Here is a 6,693-nt window from a genome sequence, read left to right on the forward strand (position 1 = left end):
GTCTAGCTCTTGGCCGCCGCAGCCTTGGCCGGCTTGGCCTTGCCGGCCGGAGCGGGCACCGACTTCACACCGTCGGCCGGAGCCGCAGCGCCGCCCGCCGCATCCGCACCGGGCTCGACGCCCAGAGCCGCGTCCGGCCTGACGCCGATACCCAGCTTTTCGAGAATCTTCTTCTCGATCTCGTTGGCGAGGTCGGGGTTGTCCTTGAGGAAGTTACGGGCGTTCTCCTTGCCCTGGCCGAGCTGGTCGCCCTCGTACGTGTACCAGGCGCCCGCCTTGCGCACGAAGCCGTGCTCCACACCCATGTCGATCAGACCGCCCTCGCGGCTGATGCCCTGGCCGTAGAGGATGTCGAACTCGGCCTGCTTGAACGGCGGCGCGACCTTGTTCTTGACGACCTTGACCCGGGTGCGGTTGCCGACCGCGTCGGTGCCGTCCTTCAGCGTCTCGATGCGGCGGATGTCGAGGCGCACCGATGCGTAGAACTTCAGCGCCCGGCCACCGGTCGTGGTCTCCGGGGAGCCGAACATCACACCGATCTTCTCGCGGAGCTGGTTGATGAAGATCGCGGTGGTCTTGGACTGGTTGAGCGCGCTGGTGATCTTGCGGAGCGCCTGGCTCATCAGACGGGCCTGCAGACCCACGTGCGAGTCACCCATCTCACCCTCGATCTCCGCGCGCGGCACAAGCGCCGCGACGGAGTCGATGACGATCAGGTCGAGAGCGCCCGAACGGACCAGCATGTCCACGATCTCGAGCGCCTGCTCACCGTTGTCCGGCTGGGACAGGATGAGGCTGTCGATGTCGACGCCGAGCTTCTTCGCGTACTCGGGGTCGAGGGCGTGCTCCGCGTCGATGAAGGCCACCGAGCCGCCGAGCCGCTGCGCATTCGCCACCGCGTGCAACGTCAGCGTCGTCTTGCCGGAGGACTCCGGCCCGTAGACCTCCACCACACGGCCGCGCGGCAGTCCGCCGACGCCGAGGGCGACGTCGAGTGCGGTCGACCCGGTGGGGATCACCTCGATGGGCTCGTTCGGTCGCTCACCGAGGCGCATCACCGCGCCCTTGCCGAATTGCCGTTCAATCTGTGCGAGTGCGGCGTCCAGCGCCTTCTCGCGGTCGGTTCCTGCCATGGGTTCCACCCGATTTGCTTGAGTCGATCGCTTCACGTCAAAGACGCTAACCCCTGCCACTGACAATGGGCCTCGACGTCCTCCCGGCCTGTGGACAACTCCACGGTCGGGCCCGGGAAAACCCGGCCGGAATCCCATGAGAATGGATGTTCGATTTCAGTGTCAAGCACACCGCGCCGGACCGGCCCGCCCCCAGAGTAGCGCCCTAGCATCGCGCACTTGGGGAGTCAAGAAAACGTGGTCGATCTCATGCTGAATTCCGGCTGTATGGGGATATCGCCGACGGAACGAGCGGCCCTGGTCGCCGACGCGCCGCGCGGTACGGGCCGAGGCGCCGCCGTTCAGCTGGGAGCCGTCGGACCGACTGTCCACGTGAGCGGGCGGACGACCGGGACCCAACGGTCGGAGATGAACCGTCCGGAGACCATCGGTCAGACCGCGGCTCTCGTGGACGAGGCGGGCGGCCACGGGATCCCGGTGCGGGTGGACCATCTCGTGCCCTCGGAGGTCTGCGACGACGCCCGGAGGTACGTCCCCGAGGTCCAGGAAGCGGGCCTGCCGGACGACGTGACGGGTATCGCTGAGCCCGCCCGCGGACCGCACCCCCACGCCCCCGCAACCCGCGCTCCCGCACGGCGCGCGCGACGCCGTCTGCCGGGCCACCTGCCGTCCGGTTGTCGTTTCAGGCCCGCGGATCCGGAACGTTCGGCCGCTCGGCATCCGCGTCACCGTCGCTCCCCGGAGCCCGGGTCGCCACGCGCCGCAGCTGTGGGAGCACCGACTCGCCGCGCCGCCACAGATGCCGGCCGTGCACCCGTGGGTCGTCCGTCACGTCGTAGCGCTTCACATAGGCACCGAGGAATGCCTGCAGCGTGGCGACGGCCGGGATCGCGATGAGCGCGCCCACGGCGCCCATCAGAGCCGTACCGGCGATGACCGAGCCGAAGGCGACCGCCGGATGGATGTCCACGGTTTTCGAGGTGAGCTTGGGCTGCAGCCCATAGTTCTCGAACTGCTGGTAGATCACGACGAATCCGAGCACCCACAGGGCGTACCAGGGGTCGACGGTGAACGCGATCAGCATCGGCAGGGCGCCCGCCAGATACGTACCGATCGTGGGAATGAACTGCGAGACGAGGCCGACCCAGACCGCGAGCGCCGGGGCGTAGGGCACACCGAGGATCACCAGCAGGATGTAGTGCGCGATCCCGGAGATGAGCGCCATCAGTCCGCGCGAGTAGAGATAACCGCCGGTCTTGTCGACCGCGATCTCCCAGGCCCTCAGCGCTTCGGCCTGCCGGGCGGGCGGCAGCACGGAGCACAGGGCGCGGCGCAGCCGGGGACCGTCGGCCGCGAAGTAGAACGAGAAAAGGAAGATCGTCAGCAGCCGGAAGAGCCCGCCGAGCACGGTGGTCGAGACGTCGAGCACACCGGTCGCGCTGTTCCGGACGTACTTCTGCAGCCAGTCGGAGTGCAGCAGGCTGTCCTGAACCTCGACCCGGGAGAGATCGGTGTGGAAATTCTGGTTGGTCCAGTTGATCACCGAGTCGAGGTACTTGGGGAACTCCTCGACCATGTCGACGATCTGGCCCGCGAGCATCGAGCCGAGCAGCGCGACGAACCCGGCCGCGGCGATCAGCACCACGAGGAAGACCAGGAAGGTGGCCAGACCGCGGCGCATACCGCGCGCCGACATCCGGCTCACCGCAGGCTCTATGGCGAGCGCCAGGAAGAAGGCGATCAGGATATTGATCAACAGCCCGATGAGCTGGTCGAACGCCCAACTGCCGAGCCGGAAGCAGGCGTAGAGCGCCAGGGCGAGAACCATGGCTCGCGGCAGCCATGCGGGCATTCGCGCCGCCCCGCTGCCGGGAGGCGGGGTCGATGGCGCGGCCGGCGGGACGGGCTGGGTCAAGGGCGGCTGGGTCTGGGCTGTCTCGTCTGTCGGTGCCACGGATCCAGTCTCGCCTACGGCTGTGACAGCCGGCCGCCCACCCCGGGAACAGCTGAGGCCCAGCGGTGCGCGGGCACGGCGTCAGCGTTTGTCGGCGGGGATGCCGACCGCCGTGCAGACACCGCGCCAGACGTCCTTCGCCTCCCAGCCCTCGGCCAGCGCCTGGTGCACCGTACGCCCGCCGAGTTCGGCCATCACATGGTCGCGCGCAAAGGAGTCGGCGTACCCCGCACCGAAGTGGTCCGCCATCCGTTCCCAGAAAATCGTCAACCGCATGACCTCAGTATCCCGCTCCTGAGAGTGCAGCCGGGCGGCTACGCATTGTCGAGAGCGCTTACCGGCCTACGGTCGGTCCATGGCCGGAACAGGAGCAAGCCCCCTCAAACGTGCCGAGCAGTTCATCTGGCTCACGGCCCGCATCCTCGAGCAGCGGCGGTTCGCCCATCACTTCCTGGGAGGGAGCGCGGACGCGGTGGAGACCGCGCTCGGCGCCTATCTCAATGAGGACGGCGGATACGGTCACGCACTCGAACCGGATCTGCGGGGCCCTGTGAGCCAGCCGCTGCACACGGCCCATGCGCTCAGCGTCCTGGACTCCATCGGGCGCTGCAGCGGCCTGCGGGCGGAGCGGATCTGCCGCTTCCTGACCGATGTGTCGACCAAGGGAGGGGCGCTGCCCGCACTTCTCCCCTCGCAGCGCGGCTATCCGGCCGCGCCGTTCATCCCGATCGTCGACGACCCTCCGGCCCAGTTGCTGGCCACCGGCCCCGTCGTCGGACTGCTGCACCGCAACGCGGTGTGGCACGCCTGGCTGTTCCGGGCCACCGATTTCTGCTGGGCGGCGGTCGACGCGCTGGAGAAGTCGCATCCGTACGAGATCGAAGCCGCGGTCGCCTTCCTCGACGGCGCTCCGGACCAGGCACGGGCGGAGGCGGCGGCGGACCGCCTCGGGCGGCTGGTACGGGAACAGCGGCTGGCCGTACTGGATCCGGAGCGGCGTGCGGAGTACCCGGTGGCGGCCGGGTACGCACCGGGCGAGCAGCATTTCCCGTACGACTACGCCCGCACCCCCGAATCGCTCGCCCGCCGCTGGTTCACCGACGAGGAGCTGGAACGCTCGCTCGACCATCTGGCGGCGGAGCAGCAGGCTGACGGCGGCTGGCCGGTGAACTGGCGGCAGTGGGCACCGGGCACCGCCCTGGAGGGCCGCCCCCTGGTGACGCTCAAGGCGCTGCTGACGCTGCGGGCCCACGGCCGCAGCGTCCACTGAGACCGGGCGGCGCGGTCGCTTCCGACGCTGTCGTCACGGGGCGAAGGGGCTCGGCTCGATCGGCCGAACCCCTTACACGTTGCCTGTCCGAGCACGCTGCCTGTCCGGCCTGGTTGGCTATCCGAGCGCGCGCACCCCGGCCGTGACGACGACGGCAGCTCCCACGACCACCAGGAAGGGTGCGCGCACCACCAGGGCGAGTGCGGCGGCGGCGAGTCCCGCCCCCCGGGCGTCGAGCACCAGCTGCTCTCCGTTCCCGAAGGTCTGCTGCGCCGTGAGGGCCGCCAGGAGCGCCACCGGCAGGAGTGCGGCAAGACGCTGTACGAGCGGGCGTTCCAGTGCCCCCGCGGGGACCAGCAGTCCCAGCAGCTTGGCGAGGTAGCAGCCAGCGGCGGTGAGGGCGATGGCTATCCATACGTTCATCGGGCGTCCTCCGTCGTGGTCGCGTCCTTGGCCGGACTGTCCGTGGCCGATACCTTCCTGCGTCCCATCAGGAAGAGGACGGCGGGTGCGGCGAGCGCGGCAAGCAGCACGGGTACGCCCGCGGGCAGCATGGGCAGCGCCCCCAGGGCGAGCAGGACGGCGAGAGCGGCCGTGATGCGCTCCGTGGTGCTCTTCAGCATCGGAGCGAGCAGGGCGAGGAAGACGGCGGGGCTTGCCGCGTCCAGCCCCCAGGTGTCGGTGTCGCCGAGCGCCTCGGCGCCCAGCGCCCCCAGCAGTGTGGTCAGGTTCCACAGCACGTACAGGGTGAGTCCGGTGACGGTGAAGCCGATCCGTGCGGCCCGCCGGGTGGGCTGCGGCAGCGTCACCGCGGTCGTCTCGTCGATGACCCAGTGGGCGGCGAGCGGTCGCACGGCGCGCGGGAGGGCGAGCAGCTGTGACAGCCGCAGACCGTAGAAGGCGTTGCGTACGCCGAGGAAGAACGCACCGGCGGCGGCGGTGTACGGGTTTCCGCCTGCGGCAAGGGCGCCCACCAGCGCGAACTGCGAGGCGCCGGTGAAGACGAGGAGGCTGAGCGCGCAGGTCTGGAGCAGGCTCAGGCCGGAGCCCGCCGAGGTGACACCGAAGGCGAAGCCGGAGAGGCCCACCGCGATACCGACGCCGAGCGCGTCGCGGATGACGGCCGCGTCCGGCTTCGCCTCGCCGACGGCGGCGATGCCACCGGCGGTGACACCGTCGGCGGTCTCGGCTTTCTCGCCGAGTCTCTTGGAGGATGCTGTCTGTTCTGGCACGGCGGGAACGCTACGCGGACGAAGCAGGACCGGTCTTGTACGTTTTTGCGCGTTCGCGCTGGTACGCGCCGGGCGGCACCCCGACGATCCGGGTGAAATGACGGTTGAGGTGCGGCTGATCGGTGAAGCCGACCTCTGCCGCCGCGTCCGCCGGCGCGATGCCCGCATCGAGCATCCGCCGTGCACGCCGCACCCGGGCATCGGTGAGCCAGGTGTGCGGCGGCATCCCGTACTGCTTCTTGAACGCACGCAGCAGGGCGAAGGGGCTGGTGCCGAGCTCGGCGGCCAACGTCTCCAGTGTCGGAGGCTCGGCCATGCGGCTCTCCAGCACCGCACGCGCCCGCTCCGCGCCCTGGGCGCCGGCCGACCGGGGAGCACGGGCGGGCAGCACGCTGCCGTGGCGGCTGAGCAGCCGCGCGACCATGATCCGCAGCATGCTGTCGGCGGCGAGTGCGTTGCCCTCCTCGGCCGCCCGGTGCACCTCGCCGATGAGCCGGGCCGCCTCCGGGTCCAGGACGCTGGTCTCGGCGAAGCCGACCGTGCCGCGCAGCCGCGTCGTATCGGCCGCGATGTCGTTGATCGCCTGCGCGGACGGGTACAGCGTGGCGTACACCCAGCCCTCGGGGGCCCCGGCCCGGGCGGTGTGCGGCACCTCCGGATTGATCATGACAACGGTGCCGGGACCCGCGTGCACGGTGCCGCCGGGCAACCCGACGTCCTCAACGCCCCGGGTGATGGTGCCGAATACATAGCCCTCGTGGCTGTGGCGCGGGAAGGTGTGGCGGACGTACCGGGCGCGCAGAAGATCGAGGTCGGGCAGTTCCGCGTACTGCCAGTACCTAGCCCACTCCCCCGCGGCCGAATCCGGGGTCGGCCCCGGGACCGATGGTGCCGCCATAGCCGGAATTCTCGCAGGTACCGGCCGTGGTCAGCGTCCGGTACCGGCCATCCTCACGGTCCGGTACCGGCCCTCGTCACCTTTGTACCCTTGCCACCCCCCGGCATCAGTCCGTTGATGCTCCTATTGGCTGTCAAGCGGCGGTTAGCCAGTCGCGGTAGGCGTTGGCGAGGGTGTCGTCGCGGCGGGTGCCGCGTTCGATGCAG

At 70.0% G+C, this 6,693-nt stretch carries 7 protein-coding genes and 1 pseudogene; 2 read left to right on the top strand and 6 right to left on the bottom strand.

Annotated features, from left to right (window positions below; all coding sequences use genetic code 11):
• Positions 1 to 2: 2 nt before the first annotated feature.
• Positions 3 to 1,133, bottom strand: a complete 1,131-nt coding sequence (gene recA / locus ACGFSA_RS23500) for a recombinase RecA (protein ID WP_393307198.1) — start codon at positions 1,131 to 1,133, stop codon at positions 3 to 5.
• 267 nt (positions 1,134 to 1,400) lie between these two features.
• Here recA and ACGFSA_RS23505 point away from each other — a divergent pair.
• Positions 1,401 to 1,643: pseudogene (locus tag ACGFSA_RS23505) on the top strand (short-chain dehydrogenase); the annotation flags it as partial.
• Between the two features lie 172 nt (positions 1,644 to 1,815).
• Here the strand turns inward: ACGFSA_RS23505 and ACGFSA_RS23510 are convergent.
• Both ACGFSA_RS23510 and ACGFSA_RS23515 read right to left on the bottom strand, forming a co-directional pair.
• Positions 1,816 to 2,985, bottom strand: a complete 1,170-nt coding sequence (locus ACGFSA_RS23510) for an AI-2E family transporter (RefSeq protein WP_393307217.1) — start codon at positions 2,983 to 2,985, stop codon at positions 1,816 to 1,818.
• A gap of 183 nt (positions 2,986 to 3,168) precedes the next feature.
• Positions 3,169 to 3,363 (bottom strand): DUF3046 domain-containing protein, encoded by a 195-nt coding sequence (locus ACGFSA_RS23515; protein ID WP_037701444.1) that lies wholly within the window; start codon positions 3,361 to 3,363, stop codon positions 3,169 to 3,171.
• A 79-nt stretch (positions 3,364 to 3,442) separates the two neighbouring features.
• Here ACGFSA_RS23515 and ACGFSA_RS23520 point away from each other — a divergent pair, with 79 nt between their 5' ends.
• Positions 3,443 to 4,357 (top strand): hypothetical protein, encoded by a 915-nt coding sequence (locus ACGFSA_RS23520; protein ID WP_393307201.1) that lies wholly within the window; start codon positions 3,443 to 3,445, stop codon positions 4,355 to 4,357.
• 117 nt (positions 4,358 to 4,474) lie between these two features.
• Here the strand turns inward: ACGFSA_RS23520 and ACGFSA_RS23525 are convergent, their stop codons facing one another.
• From ACGFSA_RS23525 to ACGFSA_RS23535, 3 genes are read right to left on the bottom strand one after another with little or no spacing between them, the layout of a single operon-like run.
• Positions 4,475 to 4,780, bottom strand: coding sequence for an AzlD domain-containing protein (locus ACGFSA_RS23525; protein ID WP_393307203.1), 306 nt, complete (start codon positions 4,778 to 4,780; stop codon positions 4,475 to 4,477).
• Positions 4,777 to 5,589, bottom strand: coding sequence for an AzlC family ABC transporter permease (locus tag ACGFSA_RS23530; RefSeq protein WP_393307205.1), 813 nt, complete (start codon positions 5,587 to 5,589; stop codon positions 4,777 to 4,779). Before ACGFSA_RS23530 ends, ACGFSA_RS23525 begins: the two co-directional genes overlap by 4 nt.
• 10 nt (positions 5,590 to 5,599) lie before the next feature.
• On the bottom strand, positions 5,600 to 6,487 hold the full coding sequence (locus ACGFSA_RS23535) for an AraC family transcriptional regulator (protein WP_393307207.1): 888 nt from the start codon (positions 6,485 to 6,487) through the stop codon (positions 5,600 to 5,602).
• Positions 6,488 to 6,693 lie beyond the last annotated feature (206 nt).

This window comes from Streptomyces sp. NPDC048496 (genome assembly GCF_043200055.1).
Taxonomy (GTDB): domain Bacteria; phylum Actinomycetota; class Actinomycetes; order Streptomycetales; family Streptomycetaceae; genus Streptomyces.

Coding starts and splice junctions, on each gene's coding strand:
- recA (WP_393307198.1), bottom strand. CDS start 1,133: ATGGCAGGAACCGACCGCGAGAAGGCGCTGGACGCCGCACTCGCACAG.
- ACGFSA_RS23510 (WP_393307217.1), bottom strand. CDS start 2,985: ATGCCCGCATGGCTGCCGCGAGCCATGGTTCTCGCCCTGGCGCTCTAC.
- ACGFSA_RS23515 (WP_037701444.1), bottom strand. CDS start 3,363: ATGCGGTTGACGATTTTCTGGGAACGGATGGCGGACCACTTCGGTGCG.
- ACGFSA_RS23520 (WP_393307201.1), top strand. CDS start 3,443: ATGGCCGGAACAGGAGCAAGCCCCCTCAAACGTGCCGAGCAGTTCATC.
- ACGFSA_RS23525 (WP_393307203.1), bottom strand. CDS start 4,780: ATGAACGTATGGATAGCCATCGCCCTCACCGCCGCTGGCTGCTACCTC.
- ACGFSA_RS23535 (WP_393307207.1), bottom strand. CDS start 6,487: ATGGCGGCACCATCGGTCCCGGGGCCGACCCCGGATTCGGCCGCGGGG.